This is a genomic window from Bradyrhizobium sp. (genome assembly GCF_049519115.1).
Lineage (GTDB): Bacteria > Pseudomonadota > Alphaproteobacteria > Rhizobiales > Xanthobacteraceae > Bradyrhizobium.
Genome location: NZ_JBEKRB010000002.1, coordinates 61,813 through 82,032 on the forward strand (window position 1 = coordinate 61,813; position 20,220 = coordinate 82,032).

Genomic DNA, 20,220 nt, shown 5'->3' on the forward strand with positions numbered 1-20,220 from the left:
CCCAAGTCCTTCGACATTACCGATCGAAAGGAATTGCCCCATGTCCGATCATGCCCCCGTCACCGATTGGGTTCACGATTTCGACCATACTGATCCGCGCTGGACGGAGAACCCCTATCCGATCTGGGACCAGCTTCGTGCAGTAAGTGCGGTCGTTCATACCGAGCGTTTTCTCGGTTGCTATATGCCGACGACATTTGCGGCCGTGAAGCAGGTCGCCTACGACACGGAACACTTTTCGTCGCGCCGTGTCGTTGTGCGCGATGTGAGACCCGCGACCATTCCTGCGCCACCGATCACCTCCGATCCGCCGGAACACAAGCCCGCCAAGCAATTGTTGTTGCCGTCCTTCACGCCGGACGCGGTCAAGAAGCTGGAACCGCGAGTTCGCGTGATTTGCAACGAACTGATCGACGGCTTCATCGATGACAGCGGATGTGACGCCGCCGCCCGCTACAGCCGGCATATCCCGGTCCGGGCGATCGCCCACATGATCGGCATTCCCGAATCCGACGGCGATCATTTCATCAAATGGATTCACGAAATTCTGGAGCTCGGCATCAAGGACCAGGCCATCCTGATCGGGGCGGTCCAGGAAATGATCGCCTATTTTGCCGGTCATATCGAGCATCGTAAGAAACACCCGACCGATGACTTGATCACGACGCTGATGAATGCACGCGACAAGGACGGCCAGCCGCTGCCGGATGCCCATGTGCAGGGCACGTTGCGGCTGTTGCTGATCGCCGGCATCGACACCACCTGGAGCGCGATCGGCTCGTCGCTCTGGCATCTGGCAAAAACTCCCGCCGACCGCGAGCGCCTGATCGCGGAGCCCGAGATGCTATCGACTGCCATTGAGGAGTTCCTCCGCGCCTACGCTCCGGTGACGATGGCGCGCGAGGTCGTGAAGGAAACCGAGATTGGCGGCTGCCCGATCAAGCCGGGCAACATGGTGCTGCTGTCGTTTCCCGCTGCCAACCGCGATCCAGCCGTGTTTCCCGACGCCGACAAGGTCGTGATCGACCGCAAGCAAAACCCGCATGCCGCGTTTGGGCTCGGGATTCACCGTTGCATCGGCTCAAACCTCGCGCGCATGGAGATGACGGTCGCGATCGAGGAGTGGCTCAAGCGCATTCCCGATTTCAGGCTGGATCCCGCCGGCAAGGTCGCCTTCTCGGAAGGTACGGTGCGCGGGCCGCGGCAACTTCCAATCCTGTTTGGGAAGGCCTAACCGCGCTACCTTTCGTCTTTTCAAAAACACCTCTGGGGGAGCAAACGTGACCGAGCAAGCTGCAGTTCTGAGCGCCGACGACCATCTCGATATCCATGACGTCCAGCGCCGGGTGAAAGCTATCTTCATCGGATCCGTCGGCAATCTCGTCGAGTGGTACGACTTTTACGCCTATACGGCGTTTGCGCTGTACTTCGCGCCGGCCTTCTTCCCCAACAGCGATCCGGTGGTGCAGCAGCTCAACGCCGCCGTGCTGTTCGCCGCAACCTTCCTGGTGCGCCCGCTCGGCGGTTGGCTGTTCGGCTATATCGCCGACCATCACGGCCGGCGGCTGTCGTTAACGCTGTCCGTCGTCTGCATGTGCTTCGGCTCGCTGATCATCGCGGTCACGCCGACCTACGCCTCGATCGGCCTAGCCGCGCCGGCGATCCTGGCACTGGCACGCGTCATCGAAGGATTGAGTCTCGGCGGCGAATACGGCGCCAGCGCGACCTATCTCAGCGAGGTTGCCGATGCCAAGCACCGCGGCTTCTATTCGAGTTTCCAATACGTCACTTTGATCGGCGGGCAGCTCACCGCGATCATCGTGCTCCTGCTTCTGCAAAAGATTTTCCTGACGCCGGAAGAATTGAAGGCGTGGGGCTGGCGAATTCCCTTCGTGATCGGCGCAGCGCTCGCCATTATTGCCGCCGTCATGCGGCGCAACCTGCATGAGACCGAGGCGTTTGAAGAAGCCAAGAAAGTCGTAAAGCCGACCGGCTCGATCCTGGGTCTGTTACATTACCCGCGCGAGCTCCTGCTGGTGGTTGGACTGACGGCGGGCGGCACCGCGGCCTTTTACACTTTCACGACTTACATGCAGACTTTCGTCAGATTGTCGGTCGGCCTCACCGAGGATCAGACCACCTTCGTGATCTTCGGCACATTGGTGTTTGCGACCATCCTGCAACCGATCTACGGCGCCATATCGGACCGGATCGGCCGCAAGCCGGTTCTGATCTTCTTCGGCGTGGTTGGAACGCTGGCTACCGTGCCGATCCTGACTGAGTTGAAGGCGAGCAAGTCGCCGTTGATGGCATTTGTCCTGATCTGCGCGGCCTGGATCTTTACGGCCGGCTACACCTCGATCAACGCCGTCGTTAAAGCGGAGCTGTTTCCGACCAAGATTCGGGCGATGGGCGTTGGCATCCCCTATTCGATCACGGTCTCGATCTTCGGCGGCACGGCGCCCGCGATCGCGCTTTATTTCAAGAGCCTCGGCCATGAGGAGTGGTTCTACTATTATCTGTCCGGCATCATTCTTCTGTCGCTCATCATTTACTCGACCATGCGAGACACCAAGCATGAATCGGCGATGCATCGCCACGAATAGAGAGCCTTTCCAGGGCACCACCTTTTTCCGAAGAGGTGATGCCCTGCAAAACACGGAGACGCGCATGCCCACTGAACGATTTCAATTCATGGGTTCGGAGGGCCAGCAGCTAGCCGCCGCATTGGATACGCCGGACGGCCCCGTTCACGCCTACGCGCTGTTTGCGCATTGCTTCACCTGCGGCAAGGACGGGCTGGCGGCCAAACGGATCGCGGTGGCGCTCGCCGCCAAGGGCATCGCGGTTTTGCGGTTCGATTTCACGGGTCTCGGTTCAAGCGAAGGCGACTTTGCCAATTCGACGTTCTCTTCCAACGTTGCCGATCTCGTGCGCGCGGCCGACCACTTGCGCCAAACCTACAAGGCGCCCGCGCTTTTGATCGGCCACAGCCTCGGCGGCGCCGCCGTGTTGGCTGCAGCCGGACAAATTCCCGACGCCAAGGCCGTCGTGACCATTGGCGCACCGTCCGATCCCACGCACGTCACCGGCCAGTTTGCCGATTCAATCGAGAAAATCCGCAAGGACGGCGAGGCGGAAGTATCCCTTGCAGGCCGCCCGTTCACGATCAAGCGCGCTTTTCTCGACGACGTCGCCGAGCACAGCCTGATGGATCACATCACCAAATTGCACAAAGCATTGCTCGTCATGCACGCGCCGACGGACGACACCGTCGGCATCGACAATGCGACCCGCATTTTCGTCACGGCCAAACATCCCAAGAGTTTTGTATCGTTGGCGGGCGCCAACCATCTGCTGAGCGATCGGCGCGACTCCGCCTATGTCGCCGACGTCATCGCCGCCTGGGCCTCGCGCTACCTGGATGCCCAAAAGCCCGACGAAGCCGCCGATGATATCAGCGCGCCGCGCGAGGTCGTGGTGCGCGAGACCCGCAACAGCAAATTCCAGCAAACCGTTTCGGTCGGGCCGCATCAGTTGCTGGCCGACGAGCCTGCGGCCGCCGGTGGCGACGACACCGGCCTTGCTCCCTATGATTTTTTGCTGGCGGGATTGGGCGCCTGCACCTCGATGACCATGCGGCTTTACGCCGAGCGCAAGTCGCTGCCGCTGGAACGAACCACGGTGACGCTGAGGCACAGCAAGATTCACGCGGAAGATTGCGCCGAATGCGAAACCGAGGCCGGCATGCTGGATCAGATCGATCGGGTCATTACCATGGAAGGGCCACTGGACGCCGAGCAGCGCAAGAAATTGATGGAAATCGCCGACAAGTGCCCGGTGCACCGAACCTTGACCTCGGAGGTGCGGATTCTGACCAGCGCGGTGGATCGATAGCGTTTTCGAGCGAAGCATGCCCTCGGACTTGATCCGAGGGTGGGAACCGGTTCGCGTAAAGAAAAAGCGTCAAAATAAAACTCTAGCGCGCGATGTCAGACGCCTCTAGCGGCGGTACGCGAAGCACGCCGCGCAGGCCTGCAGCCGATCCCAAGATGATGCCGGCGGCGGCGACACAGGAAGAGAGCGCCAGCGTCGAAATTCCCGTCAGCCCCTGCCCGATCGAACAACCCAGCGCCATCGCGCCTCCCGATCCCATCAGCGCCGCGCCGCTCATCGAACGGAGCATGTGCCGGGGTGACGTATAGCCTTCCAGGCGGAAACGTCGCGTGACGAGCGCCGTCAACAAGCTGCCGGCGAATACACCGAAAACCATGGCGATGCCGAAATTGAGCGTCAGTCCGGTCGACAGCATCACATATTGCACCGTATCGGCGACCGGCGCGATGAAGGTGAGCGAGGTGACCGCGGCCGGATTGAATTCATCCGCGCCGAGATAGCCGGTCGCAAACCATCCCGCCGCCACCAGCAAGCCGACCGCAACTCCCGCGGCGATCTGCCATCCCGACCGCCGGAACGGCGTGTGAGCAAACGCAAAGATAATCAGACCGACAGAAATCACCGAGGCCACGATCATTCGCCCGGACACCTCGCCGCCGACCGTTCGCAGCAGTTCCGCCAACGTCAGATAGGCTGGCTTGGTCGATGATGCCTGCAACAGAGCGATCCGCGCCGGCGCAATCAATCCTCGCAGCGTCATTTGCGCCGTGATGCCAAGCATGATCACCACAACCAGCGAACGGAGATTGCCGCGGCCAAGAAGCACCAGCGCACGCGAGCCGCAGCCGTTCGCAAGCACCATGCCGTAACCGAACAAAACGCCACCGGCAAACATCAACGGCGCTGAGAACGACGGCTGAAGATAAACCGATTTGCTGAGATCGACGGCGCCGTATCCCGCGAGGAGCTGCGTTGCCGCAACAGCGACCGCGAACGCCAGTGCAAAGGTGCGGATCAGGCGGCTGTCACCTTCCGACCACCAGCCGCGCAAGCTGCTCAACAGACAGAAGCCGCTCAAAAGCCCGACGACGCCGTAGGCAAGCCCGATCAGAAGGCCGGCGCCGACGACGATATTAAAATGGACCGGCATCTAGTGTCCCGCTGCGTTATGGCCGCAGGATGATGCGGTCACGGGAGGAGTCTGCAACCGCGAGAAATGCAGCCTTCGCGTCTTCCAGGGGATAGACCGCTCCGGGGCGGATCGCGAACGGCTTGAGGTGCTCGCTGAGAAAGCCGGGAACCAGTTCGCGAAGCACTGCTCCCGATACGACCGACGAAAGGCCCAGCGTGTCGATGCCGACATAGGTGTGCTGGGCGCGATAGAACTCGAGAATATTGAATTGCACGATGCGGTCGATCGCGGCGATCAGAATCTGGCGCCCGCGCAGCGCGAGCGATTTGTGGGCCGCCTGAAAATACGGATCGCCGACCGTGTTGAACACGATGTCGGCTCCCTTCCCGTCCGTCATTTCGCGAACGCGGGCCGCCACGTCGATTGCCGAGGAATCTATCATCTCGACCGGCCCGTTGGTGTGTCCGGCATAAGCCTCCTGCTTGCGCGCCACGCCGATCACGCGCGCGCCACGCCAGCTCGCGATCTGAACGGCGGCCTGTCCGACCTTGCCGGTCACGCCGAAGATCAGCACCGTCTCGCCACTCTTTGGCATCCCGGCGCGGCGAAAGCCTTCGGTCGCGGTGACGAACGGCACGCCGATCCCGGCGGTTTCCGCCCATGAGAGGTTCTTCGGCTTCTCCACGACGGCCTCGGCCTCGACGACAAGATGCGTGGCATGGGTGCCGTCGCGACGAATTCCGAGATCGCCGGACGAGCCGAACACTTCGCGGCCGATCGTGCCGACCGGTCCGTCGATCACCACCCCGGCATAGTCGCGGCCCGAGGTGCGCGGAAATACTGCGTAAGGCATCAACCCGGTCGCCGCCTTGATGTCGGAGGGATTGACGGCAGCCGCCTTGATTTCGATCAGCACTTGATCATCGCTGCGCGACAACGGATGCCACTCGACAACCGGCGCCACCTCGGCCGGCGTCGCGGCCTTGAGGTTCAGCCGTGAGCAACGCGCCTCGACGGATACCGGGTGGGTGTTTGATTTATTCTCTGACAGCATCGCACTTTCCGGATTTTCGAAAATCACCGCATCAGCCGAAATTGCCGAAAGCACGGCAACTTCGTCTCACCCACGCTTAGCGCAGTTTTGCTAAATGCGACAATGCCGGCTCGCCGTTCGAGAGCCTCCCTGCACCGGAGGCGAGGCGAGCGACTTTACCGGTTCGGATCGGGATAGACGAGGCTGCGCCAGCCCGAGCGGTCGAACGGCCTCCATTGGCCTTCGGTCTGGGCGAGGCGATCGGCTACCGCATAGACGACGGCCGGGTGATGACCCATGCCGCAATGGCTGCTTTCGACCTCGATGCTTTCGGCAATCGCCGACGAAGTTTCCTTGCAGCCCTGCCAGGCACAGATGCCGTCGGTGCGGCTGAAGATCGCCGTGGTCGGCACGGGCGGCGGTTCCGACAGCGAGCCACCGAAGCGATGGTCTTCTTCGGCGCGGCGGCCACTTGCCATTTCATAGACACGCCAGGCGTTGGTGGCCTTGGGGTGACCGGCGAACGGGCTGCCGAGCGTGATCACCGAGCGCACCCGGTCAGGCATCATCTTGGCGAGCTGGCGCGCATAAAGGCCGCCGAGGCTCCAGCCGATCAGGCTGATCTTGCGGCTGTGCGTGTCGCTGAGTTCGTGGACAAGATCGACCATCGCCTGTTGCACGCCCTCGCGCAGCCCGAGATTGCGGCCCTGCCGCCAGCCACTGACGGCGTAACCTTTATTTTGCAGGAAGCTGCGCAGCGGCCGGGTCGAGGTATCGGACGCGACGAGGCCCGGAAGCACAAGCACAGGATGCCCGTCGCCCCGCGGCGCCAGGCCGAGAATCGGCAAGGCGCCGATAAATGCGCCAAACTCATGGATCGCCCGCCCCTCGAGAAACATCAGGGTCTTCGACGGTGGGCGCAACGTCTGGGCAGTCGCTGACATCGGATCTCTCTTCTCGAGGCTCAAGAAAAAGCTATGGCGCCGATTTGGTCATTCAAGCCGCAGCCGACGGGCAGGACAATAGCCGCCGCCGGCAAAACGCACGAAAATCACACCCGGCCCGCCAGCGCCCGGTCGACCTCTTGCAGCGCAAGGTGGAAGCGCGTCGAAAAAATAAGGCCCGCCAAAGCGGGCCTTGAAAGGTGACGCCAGCTTGAAAGCAGCGATCAGGCAGTCTTAGTGTAGACCTTGGCCAGGTTGTCCTGAGCTGTCTTGGCACCCTCGGTGACAAGCTTGCCGAGATACTCGGTCGAAGCCTTGGCACGCGACACGACGGTCTCGCCATGCGCACGGAGCAAATCCGACTGGATCTGGACGGCTTCGTTGAACGACTTCGCGGTCGCGAGCTTGTCGACGCCGGCGAAGAAAGCCTCGGCATCCTGGTAGATTGCCTGCTGGATATTGCGGCTGATCTTGGCGGCTTCGCTGACCGAACCCGTCACGGCGGACTCGATCACTCCGGTGGCCTTCTCGGAACCTGCATAGAAGTCGGCAGCGCGCTCCTTGGCAGTCTCAGCCTGCTTCTTCACGAAATCGCGGGCAGCCTCGGGGACTTCCAGGTTCTGGAAGTTCTTGAAGGCTTCGGTGACGGGCGCGAAAGCGTCTTTGAAGCTGTTCAGCACTGAATTGGTATCGGTGGTCATGGGGTCTCTCCATCCTCGGTTTGAGCTATGGGCTCACCCCGTCCGTTTGGCCCGGGGTAACCTCCATATGGCATAGTTAATGGTGCATCGCAACATCAATGGTGCATTGCAATATCACAAACTCGTGATTAGAGGAATAAGCGAGCAATTTGCTCAGGGAAACGGCCGATTTGGGCCTATCAAGAGGGCGTCACCGCCGCCGGAAGCCCATAGGCCTCCATTCGTGCCCGCACCTGCGCCACTTTGTGCCCGAGAACGACGATATCGTGCGTCTGGCCGTCGGCATCTCTGACATGGTCGCGAAGCAGCGCCTCGGCCTTGAATCCGAGGCTTTCAAACAGCGCGATGGCCGCCCGCTGGTCCACCGTCATCTGCACGGTCAGCTTGTCGAGGCCCGCACCGAGCGCCAGCGCAAAGATCTCCTGCGACAGCGCCCTTCCGACCCCGATCCCGCGCACATCGAGCGAAACCACCATCCGGATTTCACCGACATGGGGTGACCAGGAATGCTGGTCCCTGACCAGCGTGCCGCATCCGACCACTGCGCTGTCCTTGAGTGCGAGCAGGCTTACGATATCGCCGCGCTCGATCTCGTTGACCCAGGCCGACAGTACTTTCGGCTGGCTGATGTTGCGCGGAAGGAAGAGCAGATCGTGAGTCGGCAAAGCCTTCGCAAAATCGAGCACGGCGGCTTCGTCGGCGCGCGTCATCATGTGGAACTCGATCTCACCCGCTTCCGTGTTCACCCGACGCGGGTAGGAACGTGCCTCGCTCATATCGATCTCCCGCACAACCATGAATCGAGTTTCGGCCATAGCCGCCGGACGGCGTTGGGGCCGGCGACCAGGCTGACATGACCGCCCTTGAGGATGACTTCCTCTTTGTCGGCTGATCCGATCTTCTCGATCAGCGGACGCGCGGCGCTATAGGGAACGATATGGTCGTGCTCGGCGACCGCGTGCAAAACCGGCACCTTGATATCGGCGATATCCGCTTTCCGGCCGCCGACGGTCATGACGTCGTTATAGAGCTTGTTGTCCCACATCAGGTCCCTGGTGATGGCGCGGAAATATTCGCCCGCCAGCGGCAGCGTATCGGTCGCCCAGCGATCGAACATCCGGTACGATTTCACGAACTCGTCGTTCCAGATATTTTCCCATAATTGCACCTGGCTTGCCGCGCGCGAGGCCGGCCGCAACATCTCGAAGGAAGAAAGGATCATCTCCGGCGGCACGTTACCGACGCTGTCGACGAGACGATCGACATCGAAATAGCGGCGGTCGGAGAAATTCTGGAATAGCTTCATCTCGCGGAAATCGACCGGCGTCGTGAAGCAGATCAGGTTTTTCATCGGCCCATCGGCAAAAATCGAACCGTAAAGCAGCGACAGCACGCCGCCGAAGCAATAGCCGACCACAGTGAGGTCGCTTTCACCAGAATCGCGCTGCACCTGCCGCACGCAATCCGGAATGAAATCGAGGACATAGTCCTCCATACGCAAGCTCTTCTCCTCGGGCTTCGGCGCGGTCCAGTCCAGCATGTAGACGTCGTAGCCGCGCTTGAGAAGAAACTCGACGAAACTCTGGCCCGGCACCATATCAAGGATGTAGCCGCGGTTGGTCGTCGCCATCACGATCAGGATCGGCACCCGGTAGATTTCATCCGCTAGCGGCCGATAGTGATAGAGGTTCATCGTGCCGCGGGAACAGATAATATCTTTCGGCGTCAGACCGAGCGACGGCCCCGAGGTCGAGATATATTCGACGCCCTTGATGCTGCGCTGGATCGCACGCTGCACCTCGGACTGAATCCGCGCCGGGATCGAGGCAAGGTCGAGATTGACCAGATCGAGATTCGCCAGATCCGGGCCGGCGGCCGTCATTTTTGCCCTCCGTCCGCGAGAGGCGGCCGTTTGGTGCGCGGCGGCTTTGGCACCTGCGGAGATCCGCCCGACGCGCTGGCCGCAGCGCCTTGCATTTGATGCAGCATCGCCTTGATCTCGCCGAGCTGCCCTTCGATCGATTGCAACCGCTCGGCCATGCCGATCATCTGCGACCGGCTCGGCAGATTCATCGTCAGGAGATATTTCTCCATGAGCTCGCTGAGCTGCTTTTGGGCGCCGGCCGTTGCACCACCGACCTGATTGACCACCTTGCTGAATTGCGGCGAGGCCATCGCCTGATTGGCGAAGGCGTTAAATCCCTTCTCCATCTCGCCGATCATATGCTGCCACAGCGCGTCCGGATCGTTGCTCTTGTCTGCCATCGGCGTTCTCCAGCATGATCGCGATACGACGCCGTCGCGTCGAAAAGAGACGGACTTATTCCGTAAAGCGGGAAAGCCGCCTCAAGATCCCTGTCATACGACACCCTCGCATGAGGCCGGTCAACCGCACTCCCGCAATTTGATGCATGGCGTCTTCTGCAGCGCGAAAAAGCGTGTCATAAAATGCGCACAAAAAAGGAAACGCCAAGGTGAACCTGTCCGCCCCCCAGCCGCCGCAGATGGCGCACGCCAACGGCATCGAGCTTTGCTACGAAATCTTCGGCGACCCGGCCGCGGAACCGCTGATCCTGATCATGGGGCTGGGCGCCCAGATGATCCAGTGGGACGATGATTTCTGCCGGCGGCTCGCCGCGCGCGGCTTTCGCGTCATCCGTTTCGACAATCGCGATATCGGCCAGTCCAGCAGACTGTCCGGCGGCAAGCCACTGACCCCGCTGGAACTGCTCAAGCTGCGCTTCCTGAAGATCCCGGTGAAGGCGCCGTACCGCTTGAGCGACATGGCGGAAGATACGGTCGGACTGATGGATGCGCTCGGCATTGCGTCTGCCCATCTGGTCGGCGCGTCCATGGGCGGCATGATCGCGCAGGAAATCGCGATCTCGTTTCCTCAACGTGTTCGTTCCCTCACCTCCATCATGTCGACCACGGGCAATCCGAGAATTCCCGGCCCGACCCGGGAGGCCATGGCTGTGCTGATGGCGCCGCCGCCGAAATCGAAAGAGGAATATATCGCGCGCTTCGGCAAGACCTGGAAAGTCCTGCGCGCAGGTTCCTTCCCGGACGACGAAGCGCTAGACCCCGCACGTGCGGAGCGCACCTTCGGCCGCGGACTTAATCCGGCCGGCGTCGGCCGCCAGCTTCGCGCCATTCTCGCCTCCGGTAGCCGCAAGCAGCGGCTTCGCAGTGTGAAGGCCCCGACATTGGTCATTCACGGCACCGTCGATCCCCTAGTGCATCCAGCGGGCGGCAAGGATACCGCGGCTTCAATTCCCGGCGCCAAGCTGGTCATGATCGAACGCATGGGCCACGCGCTGCCGATGCAAATGTGGCCGCAGATCATCGACGCGATCGACAAGCATGCGCATGCGGCGTCCACGACCACGATGCATTGAGAGGAGAGCGCCATGAAACTCGAAGGCGGATGCTATTGCGGAAAAGTGCGCTACGCCGCCGAAGGCGATCCCATGTTCAAGGGTCAATGCCATTGCCGGGAATGCCAATACTTTTCCGGCGGCGGTCCCAATTTTTTCATGCTGATGCCGGTCAAGGGCTTCAGCTACAGCAAGGGCAAGCCGCAGCAATTTAGCCGCAGCGACCTTGAAGGCGCCGTGACCCGTGAATTCTGCAGCGAATGCGGCACGCATCTGACGACGCTCCGGCCGGGACTGCCGGCCGTGATCCTGAAAGCCGGCACACTTGACGATCCCGCGCTTTATGGTCTTCCGCAAACAGCGATCTACACCTGCGACAAGCAGGCGTTCCACGCGATCCCCGAGGGAATGCCGAGCTTCGAGAAGTTGCCGCCGCAGCGGTAAAAATTAACTGCCCGCCCAGACGTCAAGCACGTAGCGATTTTTCGCACCGAGGTCGTCGATCCAGCGCTGGCCGGCCGGAGCATCAGCGCCGCTACGCTCGCGATAGATCGCAACGAGTGTCGCCTTGACGTCCGGCTCCATCTTGCCGCCGTCGCCGCAGACATAAATGATCGCGCCCTGCTCGATCAGCGCCCAGGCGCGATCCTTCTCGGCCGCGATCAGATTTTGCACGTAGGTTTTCGGACCGTCGCCGCGCGAAAACGCGGTGTGCAACGCTGTGATGCCATCGGCGGCAAAGCCTTTCAGCTCGTCGGCATAGAGATAGTCCCGCTCGGGATGACGGCAGCCGAAGAACAGCATCGCCGGCCCCAATGCGGCTCCCTTGGCCTTTTGCGCGGCGCGCTCCTGAAGAAAGCCGCGGAACGGCGCAAGCCCCGTACCGGGACCGATCATGATGATCGGCACCGCGGGATCGGCCGGCAGACGGAAGCCCGCTTTGGTTTCGCGCACGGTCGCGTAAATCGTTTCGCCGGCGCGACGGCCGGCAAGATAGTTCGAACAGATGCCTTTATAGGTACCGCGGCCTGAAGCCGCCGGCCCCTCGACCACCGCGGTAGTGATACTGCAAAGCGAGGCATCGACCGATGGCGACGAGGAGATCGAGTAGTAACGCGGGGCGAGCAGCGAGAGCATTTCAAGATAGACAGGTAGCGGCAGTTCGCAGGCCGGATATTCTTCCAGCAGATCGAACACCGATTTGCGCTTGCCCAGAATGTCGGCCCGGTAGCGCTCGCTCGACGCGGCGTCCTCACCGATCAAAGCCAAGAGCTTCGGCTTCGTCACCGGACAGCGCGTGTGCTCCGATAGAATCTGAATTTGCTTGCGGGTTGCGACCTGCTGCAGTTCGACAAAATCCGTCAACAACCGTCCGACCGATAAGGCTTCACCGAGCGGCAGTTGGGCACGTCGGCCTTCGGCGACTTGCAGACGGATCTGATCGGAGGGAAGAAAGCCGAAACGGCGGGCAACCGAGTCCACCAACGCCGGATCGTTGCGCGGCACGACGCTCAAGTGATCGCCCACGCGGTAGAGGGCGCCGGGCGGCAACTGCACCTCGATATGCCGGGTCGATCGCTCGGAGGCATTGGGGCCGTTCTTGTTCTGCAACTCGGTATTGATGAGAACTTGCATCGGCGCGGCGCCACCCAGCGCGACCACGACGTTGCTGACCGACGGCGCCAGCGGCTCGATGCTGTACAACGGCTCGTCTTCGGCACTGCGGCTCAGACCGGTGTCGACGCCGAATTCCTTCACGGCCTGGGGCGCTGCCTTGGCAAACCACCGCTCGAACTGGCCGTCGAGATCGCTGCGGGCATCGCCCTCGCCACGTTCATAGACGCCCTTGCCGCCATGCGCGGCCAGTTGTTCGTCGATGAACCGCGGTATCGATTGATAAGTCGCAGCCCAGTCGCTGTTACCGCAGCCGAACACGGCGTAACGCAATTTCGCGAACGCGTCCTTTGGCAAGTCACCGCCGAGCCATTTGATGAATTGCGTGGCGTTGTCGGGCGCTGCTCCATTATACGAAGCGCAGAAGATCAGGACGCCCCCTTGCGTCGGCAATTTCCCGACATGATCGTCAAGTGGGGCGAGCGTGGTCGCAAAGCCGTTGATCTCGGCGAGATCGGCAACGCGGGTGGCGAGTTCTTCGGCGGTGCCGAGGTTGGATCCATATAATACGAGCAGCGGCGTGTTGTGGCCGGGACGGGTCCGCGCCCGCGGCGCAACCGAATTCGCGGCCGGCGCGGCAGTAGCAGTCCCGACGAAGCTACCGCGCTCCTGATCGGTTCGCGGCCGTACCTTGATCTTGAAGCCGTCCGGTTTGATCGTCAGCGTTTCCTTCAGCTGCATCTGGTAACGATGCACGTCGATCAGCTTGAAGCGCTGCAGGATCATGCCGATCGCGAGCGCCGCCTCGTGCATCGCAAAGCCGCGGCCGATACAGGCCCGCTGCCCGTTACCGAACGGCTTCCACGCGTTGACGGGGCGCGCGGCTTCTGCCTCGCGCGAAAAATTCTCCGGGTTGAACGCATCGGGATTGGGGCCCCACACGGAAGGGTCGCGATGCAGCGCCAGCACCAGCACTGTGATGAAAGTGTTTTTCCTGAGCTTGTATTTGCCGCCGATGGTCTCGTCTTTCAGCGGCGAAATGCCATAGGCCGGTGCCGGCGGCCACATCCGCAAGGCCTCTTTGAGCACCTGCGTGACGTAGGTCAGCTGCGTCACCTGCTGATAGGTTGGCCTGACATTAACATCGGGCCCGAGCACGCGATCGACTTCTCCATAGGCTTTCTTCAACACCTCCGGATGCTTCAGAAGCGCGTAGATCGTGCAGGACAACAGCCCGCTCGTGGTCTCGTGGCCCGCAATCAGGAAGGTGTTGATCTGGTAACGGATGTTGACGTCGTCGAGTTGCGCGCCGGTGGCGCGGTCGACGCCGGTCATCATGGCCGCAAGCATGTCCTTCTTGTCGTCGGCGGCGGCCGCATTCCTGCGCCGCTCGGCGACAATTTCGTCGACCATCTTGTTCATGAATTCGACGTCGCTGGCCATATCCCGCCGCCGTTTCTGCATCCAGAGATTTTCCAGCGGCAAGCCGCGGATCATCATGATGGTTTCGAGCGAGCGCACGAGCGACGCTACGAACGGGTGATAATCGCGGCGGTAGAACGAATTGAAACGATAGTCGAACCCGCACAGCCCGATGGTGTCGAGTGTCAGCGCCGTCATGTCGTGGACGACGTCGATCTCTTCGTCGGCGTTCAGTCGCTCCCATTTCTTCACCAGCTGCTCGGCGATATCGACCATGCTCGGGTGATAGGACTGCATGGCGCGGTTGCCGAACGGCTGCAGCAGGATGTTGTGCGCCTTGCTCCAGTTCGGCTCGTCGGTATCGGCGGTGAAAAGGCCGTCGCCGCCGATCGCGCGCACCCGCCGCAATGGCCCGCGCACCGCCTTGTCGAAGCGCTTCTCGTCGCTGAGTTCATCGACAAGGTCGTGGCCGGCGACAAAGACGACCGGCGCGCCCATCATGTCGAGCCAGAAGATCGGTCCGAGCTCCCTGGCGAGCCGGGCCAGATTTTGCACCGGTGCGGTCGAATCCAGCGACAGCATGTTGCCGACCACCGGTTTGGTCGGCGGCTGCGGGATCGGGCTCAATCGGTTGGTCGACGCCATCTGTAGAAATGTCCTTCGCTTCTTCATGGTCATTCCGGGGCGATGCAAAGCACCGAGCCCGGAACCTCGAGATTCCGGGTCCAGTCCTTCGGACCATCCCAGAATGACGACTACGTCGTCACCCAAACCGCTTTCGCCGCCATTCGATCAGCTTGGCGCTGACTTCTTCCGGCTTTTCCTGCTGCGTCCAATGTCCGCTGCCGCGCACCAGATATTTCTCGAGGTCCGGCACCAGCCTTTCCATGCCGTCGGTGGCCGACGGCGGCAGCACGGCGTCGTTCTCCGCCATGATCATCAGCGTCGGCACGCGAACGGTATGGTCGAGGCCGGCCGCGCGCTCCCAGTTCCGCGTCCAGTTGCGATACCAGTTGATGCCGCCGGTGAAACCGCTCTTGGTGAAGGTATCGACGAAGACCTGCTTTTCTTCCGTGGACAGGATCGGCTTGCGCGGATCGTACTTGGCGTCATAGGCCGCGATTATCTGCGGAAATGCGAGATTGAGCTTCGGCGAAGCACCGACGCCTGCCGTCACGGGCTCCGCCGGCAAGGCTTCCTTGCGTGGCAACGGCTCGCGCATGAAGGCATCGAAAGTCTGCTCCACCCGGCTGTTGAATATCGCATCCGCTTCGCGCGCGGGATTTTGAAACTGCACGATATACATCTGATCGCCGAAACGCTTGCGCATCAATTCGATCGGGTCGGAAGGCGCGCGATCATAATGTGGCGTGTTGACGCCGACCACGCCGGCGACGCGATCGCGATGCCGAAGCGCCATCTGCCAGACAACAAACCCGCCCCAGTCATGGCCGACGAAAATCGCCTTGTCGATTTTCAGATGATCCAGCAAGCCGACGAGGTCGCCGGTCAGATGTATCAGATCATAGGCCTCGACCGGCTCCGGCCGGTCGGTCGCGCCATAACCGCGCTGATCGGGTGCGATCACGCGAATCCCGGCCTCCGCCAGCGCCTTGATCTGGTGGCGCCAGGAGAATGCGATCTCGGGCCAACCATGACAAAGAACGACCGGGGGACGATCGGTTTTCGGACCCGCTTCGTAGAAGCCCATCCGAATCCCGTTGGTGTCGGCGAATTGCAGCGGCGGCATTTCAATCATGGATTCGCCCTACTCGGCCGCGCCTTTCACCTCGGCCGATGGCGGCGCGAAGGCAGCTTCCAACGCCGCAAATTCCTCCGGCACCGTGTTGCAGAGCACCTCGACATGCGGAATGATATTGGCGCCGGAAATAAACCCGAAGTCGAGCTGATCGCGGTAGCTTTGCACGGTGATGTTGAGCGCCAGTCCATGGGTGGAGATCGACACCGGGAAGATATGCAGAAGCTCCGCTCCCGCCGCATAAAGCGTCTGCCGCGGCCCTGGCACATTCGACACCGTGATATTGGCAGTTGGCGGCAACACATCCGACAAACTTGAGCGGCTGTAGAGCAGTGCAAGAATCTGCACCATGATCGGTGCACCCAGCATCGAGACGTTCGACACCTGCGGCATCAAGGCACGCAACGGGTGCGATATCTCCTTGGATTTGGTGGACTGCGCGATGATCGTCTGAAGCCGCGTCTTCGGGTCTTCGACATTGGTCGCGATCGAGCAGATCATGCCGAACACCTGGTTGTTGGAGTCGGTATTGCCCTCCTCTCGCAACGAGATCGGAACCGCCGCCGTCATCGACTTCGAGGGCAGCGCGCCACGTTCCAGCAGGTAACGCCGGACCACGCCGCTCGATATCGCCAGAACGACATCATTGAGCTTGCCACCGGCCGCTTTCGCAACCGCCTTGGCTCGCGACAGCGGAATGGAGACGCCCGCAAAGCTGCGTTCGGACGAGATCTGTTTGTTGAGGAGGGTCGGCGGCGACATCATGCCGACAATGCTGTCGCGCGATTTCGGATCGGCGATCTTGCCGACCACTTCCGAGACGCTCTTGAGCAAGGTCGGAACATTGCCGGCAAATTTCACAGCATTTTCGATCTGGAACATCGCGTTATCGAACAGGATCGATCCGAGATCGCTCTTGCCGGAACGCGGCAGTTCGATGCCCTTGGCGGCCGCGGAGGCATCGAACGGCTGACGCCACAGCTGCTGATAGGAATCGATGAGGTTGGCGGCAATGTCGCGCGGCTCCTGCCCGACTTTGGCGCGTTCCGTCGGCGGTTCGATTTCGCGAGGCACCGGCGTCAGATCGTAGATCATATTGGTCAGCGCCGCACCGGCGCCGCCATCGATACAGGCGTGGTGCATCTTGGAATAGAGCCCGATCTCGTTGTCCTTCATGCCCTCGAAGACATAGAACTCCCAGAGCGGACGCGCGCGGTTGAGCAGTTTTGCATGCATCCAGCCGACGATGCGTTCGAGCGTCGCGCGATCGCGCGGCGCCGGCAGGCTGGCGCGGAAGATATGGCGGTCGATATCGAACTGGTCATCCTCGACCCAGGACGGATGATCGATGTCGAGCGGTGCTTTTTCGAGGCGGGATTTGAGGATCGGCGCGATGTGCAGACGCGAGGCGATCATCGCCTTGAAGTCTTCGAAGAAATCGCCCCGGTACCCCTCGGGCAGACGGAAGATCGCCATGCTTCCGACATGCATCGGCATTTCCGGCGTTTCCAGATACAGAAACGACGCGTCCATGGCCGACAGTTTCCTGGCGTCGCTCATAGGTCCCTCCCGCAAACAGTTACGGCTCGCACCTTGATTGGTGCTTTTTGATTCCGGCGTTCAGACGGCCCCTTTTTAGGGACTTTGAATTAGGATTGTGCCCGCTCCGGCGGCGCATATGCAATGGCAAAGGGCCCGGAGCGGTCAAATTGGCTGAATTGACCTTCCTGCTGGGACAGGCGGTCGGCGACCGCCCACAGCACCGCCGGGTTGACGCCGAGGCCCACATGGCTCGCGAGGTAGACCTCGATATTCTCGGCGCTGGCCGAGGGTCGTAACAGGCAGGTTCGCCAATTCACCACCCCGTCGGAGCGCGAAAAGATCGAGGTCGTCGGAACCGACAGATCGCCGGAGAGCGCTTTGACAAACTCGGGATCTTCGCCGACGGTCTCGCCGGACAGCGCCTCGTAAAGCCGGGTTGCATTGGTGGCGCGGATATCGTTCGCAAAGGGGCTGCCGAGCGTCACGACATAACGCACCATATCAGGCGCGTGCAGTGCAAGGTCGCGGGCGTAGACGCCGCCGAGGCTCCAGCCGATCACGGTCACCTTGCGGCCGGCGTTGGCGTGAATCTCCGCAAGCCGCTCGCGTAACGCGGCGCGCACGCGCGTAAGACCGCCGAGGTTTCGGCCCATCTGCCAGGCATGGGCGTCGTATCCGAGTTCTTTCAAATAGCGGCGCATCGGCGCCATTGACAGATCGCTGGCGAGAAAGCCCGGCAAGGCCAGCACCGGGTGACCGTCGCCTTTCGGCGCGCGCAGCAACAGCGGCGACATCATCAGGCTGGCATTGAATTCGAATATGCTCCGCATCTCGGCCAGAAGCAGGCCAAGACCCGGCGCGCGAAGACCCGGCGCGCGAAGCTTGCTTCCCGCCGGCCCGTCGCCGCCGTCAGGCGAAGACGTCATTTCTTGTCGGACGGCCGCGTGCCGCCGAGGCCCGTCATTGCCGCAAACATATCGCTAAATCGTTCGGCGAATTTCGGGTCGAACGAAAGCCAGCTTTGCATCAACGCCTCAGGCGAGACTTTCTGGATGTTGTCCATCATCTGGTGCTGGAGCTTTTCCATCACCGCCGTCTGCATCGGCTGCACATCCGGAAGTCCGAAAAACTGCCGCGCCTCTAGCGGCGTGCAGTCGATCTCCACGTTAACCTTCATGTGCACTCCCTGGCTATCTTGTTCATATCGGCCAATATCGCCACGACCTCGTGCGGGAAGCAAGCCGTCCGAAGGGAGAAGCCGGATATGGTCATCAGTGGAGTGGATTTGACATTCGCTACCACCTGGCCACAAACTCGGAAAGCGAATGTCAAATCCGAAACTCCACTAGAAACCTATATTTGCTGGTGGTCCTTTGATTCTAACATTCGCAAAAGTGGACGCCGCGAAGGGGTGCGAATGCTAGAATCGGACCACTAGAAGCGCTCGACCGCGTAGGGCCGCGGGTCGGTAAAGGGTGTCATGCCGGTCATCATTTCCGCCAGCAGCCGGCCGGTCACGGGACCGAGTGTGAGCCCATGGTGCTGATGACCGAAATCGAACCATAGCCCGCGATGGCGCGGGGCCTGGCCGATCACCGGCAGCATGTCCGGCAGGCATGGCCGGGCCCCCATCCAGGGCCTTGCATCGACGGGCTCACCCAATGGAAACAAGGTTCGCGCCCGCGGTAGCGCCTGTTCAACCTGGATCGGCCTCGGCGGAGCATCCCGGGGGGCAAACTCCACGCCGGTGGTCAGGCGAATGCCCCGGTTCATCGGCGCGAGCAGGTAGCCGAGATCGGAATCCAGAACCGGATGGTTGAGCACGGCGTTGCCGCCTGCCTTCAGATGCAAGTGGTAGCCGCGTTTGACCCCGAGCGGGATCGAATATCCCAACGGGCGGAACACCAGATCGGACCATGGTCCGAGTGCCACCACGACCTCGCGCGCGGAAGCGCCATCGACGCGCCATCCGCCGGATTCCTGCGTGAGCGTTCGCGCATCCGCCACGACAAAGCGGCCGCCCTTGCGGACAAACAGCGCCGCATAGGCCTTGGCGAGCGCGCCGGGATCGGCAATGAATCCAGGCGTCGGCCAGTACACGGCGCCGGCGAAATCTCCGGTCAGGCTGGGTTCGCGCGCTGCGATCGCTTCGCGATCGAGGATTTCGCTGGGAACGTCATACTGCCTCACCCGCTCGGAATCGTGCACGGCCTTAGCGAGACTGGCTTGCGAGCGAAACAGCTTGAGCCAGCCGGTACGGCGCAAAAGCTCGCGCACACCGGCCTCCGCGATCAACGCCTCATGTTCGATCAAGCTGCGCTGGATCAGCGGCCATTCCGCCATCGCGCTCTGCATGGCGCGCGCGGGCGACGACGCAAGATAGTAGCGCAACAGCCAGGGCAGAAACTCCGGCAGTTCGGAAATGCGATAATACGAGTTCGGCGAGCGGTTAAGCGCGTACTGGAAGATTAGCTTGGGGTCGCGGGGAAACATGAGCGGAAAGACCGAGGCGCATTCGATGATCCCTGCATTGCCATAGCTGGTCTCGTCGCCGGCGTGCTCATTCCTGTCGACCAGGATGACGTCGCGCCCGAGTTTTTGCAGGTGCAGGGCCGCACTCACACCGACCATGCCCGCGCCCAGCACGAGGACATCGGCTTTAGGTTCCGCCATCAACCGCTCCGTCAGTTTGGCGAAATCCGCAAAGCCGCCAGCGTTAAACTTAGGTAGGACAAGATGCCCGCAAACCATTGCAGCCAGGGGAAATCGCCTTTGCGCGGCGGCTAAACTCTGGCAACA

At 61.5% G+C, this 20,220-nt stretch carries 18 protein-coding genes; 5 read left to right on the top strand and 13 right to left on the bottom strand.

All coding sequences use genetic code 11. The annotated features are described in order from the left end of the window. The first annotated feature begins 40 nt into the window (after positions 1 to 40). From ABSE61_RS02140 to ABSE61_RS02150, 3 genes are all read left to right on the top strand, one after another. Positions 41 to 1,234, top strand: coding sequence for a cytochrome P450 (locus ABSE61_RS02140; protein ID WP_423869417.1), 1,194 nt, complete (start codon positions 41 to 43; stop codon positions 1,232 to 1,234). 46 nt (positions 1,235 to 1,280) lie between these two features. After that, complete coding sequence (locus tag ABSE61_RS02145; protein ID WP_423869418.1) at positions 1,281 to 2,606, top strand: MFS transporter; 1,326 nt, start codon at positions 1,281 to 1,283, stop codon at positions 2,604 to 2,606. Between the two features lie 64 nt (positions 2,607 to 2,670). Next, on the top strand, positions 2,671 to 3,897 hold the full coding sequence (locus tag ABSE61_RS02150) for a bifunctional alpha/beta hydrolase/OsmC family protein (protein WP_423869419.1): 1,227 nt from the start codon (positions 2,671 to 2,673) through the stop codon (positions 3,895 to 3,897). Between the two features lie 82 nt (positions 3,898 to 3,979). On the opposite strand, the gene ABSE61_RS02155 is transcribed toward ABSE61_RS02150, so the two are convergent. From ABSE61_RS02155 to ABSE61_RS02185, 7 genes are all read right to left on the bottom strand, one after another. Then, on the bottom strand, positions 3,980 to 5,047 hold the full coding sequence (locus ABSE61_RS02155; protein WP_423869420.1) for a YeeE/YedE family protein: 1,068 nt from the start codon (positions 5,045 to 5,047) through the stop codon (positions 3,980 to 3,982). A gap of 16 nt (positions 5,048 to 5,063) precedes the next feature. Further along, on the bottom strand, positions 5,064 to 6,083 hold the full coding sequence (locus ABSE61_RS02160) for a quinone oxidoreductase family protein (protein WP_423869421.1): 1,020 nt from the start codon (positions 6,081 to 6,083) through the stop codon (positions 5,064 to 5,066). A gap of 155 nt (positions 6,084 to 6,238) precedes the next feature. Beyond that, a complete protein-coding gene (locus ABSE61_RS02165) occupies positions 6,239 to 7,006 on the bottom strand; it encodes an esterase/lipase family protein (RefSeq protein ID WP_423869422.1) in 768 nt (255 codons plus the stop codon). Between the two features lie 224 nt (positions 7,007 to 7,230). Continuing rightward, a complete protein-coding gene (locus tag ABSE61_RS02170) occupies positions 7,231 to 7,707 on the bottom strand; it encodes a phasin (RefSeq protein WP_423869423.1) in 477 nt (158 codons plus the stop codon). Positions 7,708 to 7,886: 179 nt separating this feature from the next. After that, positions 7,887 to 8,483 (bottom strand): GNAT family N-acetyltransferase, encoded by a 597-nt coding sequence (locus ABSE61_RS02175; RefSeq protein WP_423869424.1) that lies wholly within the window; start codon positions 8,481 to 8,483, stop codon positions 7,887 to 7,889. Then, the gene (locus ABSE61_RS02180; protein WP_423869425.1) at positions 8,480 to 9,589 is read right to left on the bottom strand and encodes an alpha/beta fold hydrolase; all 1,110 of its coding nucleotides are present in this window, start codon (positions 9,587 to 9,589) and stop codon (positions 8,480 to 8,482) included. Before ABSE61_RS02180 ends, ABSE61_RS02175 begins: the two co-directional genes overlap by 4 nt. Further along, the gene (locus ABSE61_RS02185) at positions 9,586 to 9,972 is read right to left on the bottom strand and encodes a poly(R)-hydroxyalkanoic acid synthase subunit PhaE (RefSeq protein ID WP_423869426.1); all 387 of its coding nucleotides are present in this window, start codon (positions 9,970 to 9,972) and stop codon (positions 9,586 to 9,588) included. Before ABSE61_RS02185 ends, ABSE61_RS02180 begins: the two co-directional genes overlap by 4 nt. Before the next feature lie 215 nt (positions 9,973 to 10,187). Between ABSE61_RS02185 and ABSE61_RS02190 the strand changes: the two genes are divergently transcribed. Continuing rightward, complete coding sequence (locus tag ABSE61_RS02190) at positions 10,188 to 11,105, top strand: alpha/beta fold hydrolase (RefSeq protein WP_423869647.1); 918 nt, start codon at positions 10,188 to 10,190, stop codon at positions 11,103 to 11,105. Positions 11,106 to 11,117: 12 nt separating this feature from the next. Beyond that, entirely contained in the window at positions 11,118 to 11,528 is a 411-nt protein-coding gene (locus ABSE61_RS02195; protein ID WP_423869427.1) for a GFA family protein, read from the top strand. Between the two features lie 3 nt (positions 11,529 to 11,531). Here ABSE61_RS02195 and ABSE61_RS02200 read toward each other — a convergent pair whose 3' ends face one another. From ABSE61_RS02200 to ABSE61_RS02225, 6 genes are all read right to left on the bottom strand, one after another. Continuing rightward, a complete protein-coding gene (locus tag ABSE61_RS02200; protein WP_423869428.1) occupies positions 11,532 to 14,765 on the bottom strand; it encodes a bifunctional cytochrome P450/NADPH--P450 reductase in 3,234 nt (1,077 codons plus the stop codon). A gap of 118 nt (positions 14,766 to 14,883) precedes the next feature. Then, positions 14,884 to 15,879 (bottom strand): alpha/beta fold hydrolase, encoded by a 996-nt coding sequence (locus tag ABSE61_RS02205; RefSeq protein ID WP_423869429.1) that lies wholly within the window; start codon positions 15,877 to 15,879, stop codon positions 14,884 to 14,886. Between the two features lie 9 nt (positions 15,880 to 15,888). After that, positions 15,889 to 17,439, bottom strand: coding sequence for a wax ester/triacylglycerol synthase family O-acyltransferase (locus ABSE61_RS02210; RefSeq protein WP_423869430.1), 1,551 nt, complete (start codon positions 17,437 to 17,439; stop codon positions 15,889 to 15,891). Between the two features lie 89 nt (positions 17,440 to 17,528). Then, the gene (locus ABSE61_RS02215) at positions 17,529 to 18,347 is read right to left on the bottom strand and encodes an esterase/lipase family protein (RefSeq protein ID WP_423869431.1); all 819 of its coding nucleotides are present in this window, start codon (positions 18,345 to 18,347) and stop codon (positions 17,529 to 17,531) included. Next, positions 18,344 to 18,598 carry a DUF6489 family protein gene (locus tag ABSE61_RS02220; RefSeq protein ID WP_423869432.1) on the bottom strand — a complete coding sequence of 85 codons (255 nt, stop codon included), beginning with the start codon at positions 18,596 to 18,598 and terminating at the stop codon, positions 18,344 to 18,346. Before ABSE61_RS02220 ends, ABSE61_RS02215 begins: the two co-directional genes overlap by 4 nt. A gap of 257 nt (positions 18,599 to 18,855) precedes the next feature. Further along, a complete protein-coding gene (locus ABSE61_RS02225) occupies positions 18,856 to 20,094 on the bottom strand; it encodes an NAD(P)/FAD-dependent oxidoreductase (protein WP_423869433.1) in 1,239 nt (412 codons plus the stop codon). Positions 20,095 to 20,220: the final 126 nt, after the last annotated feature.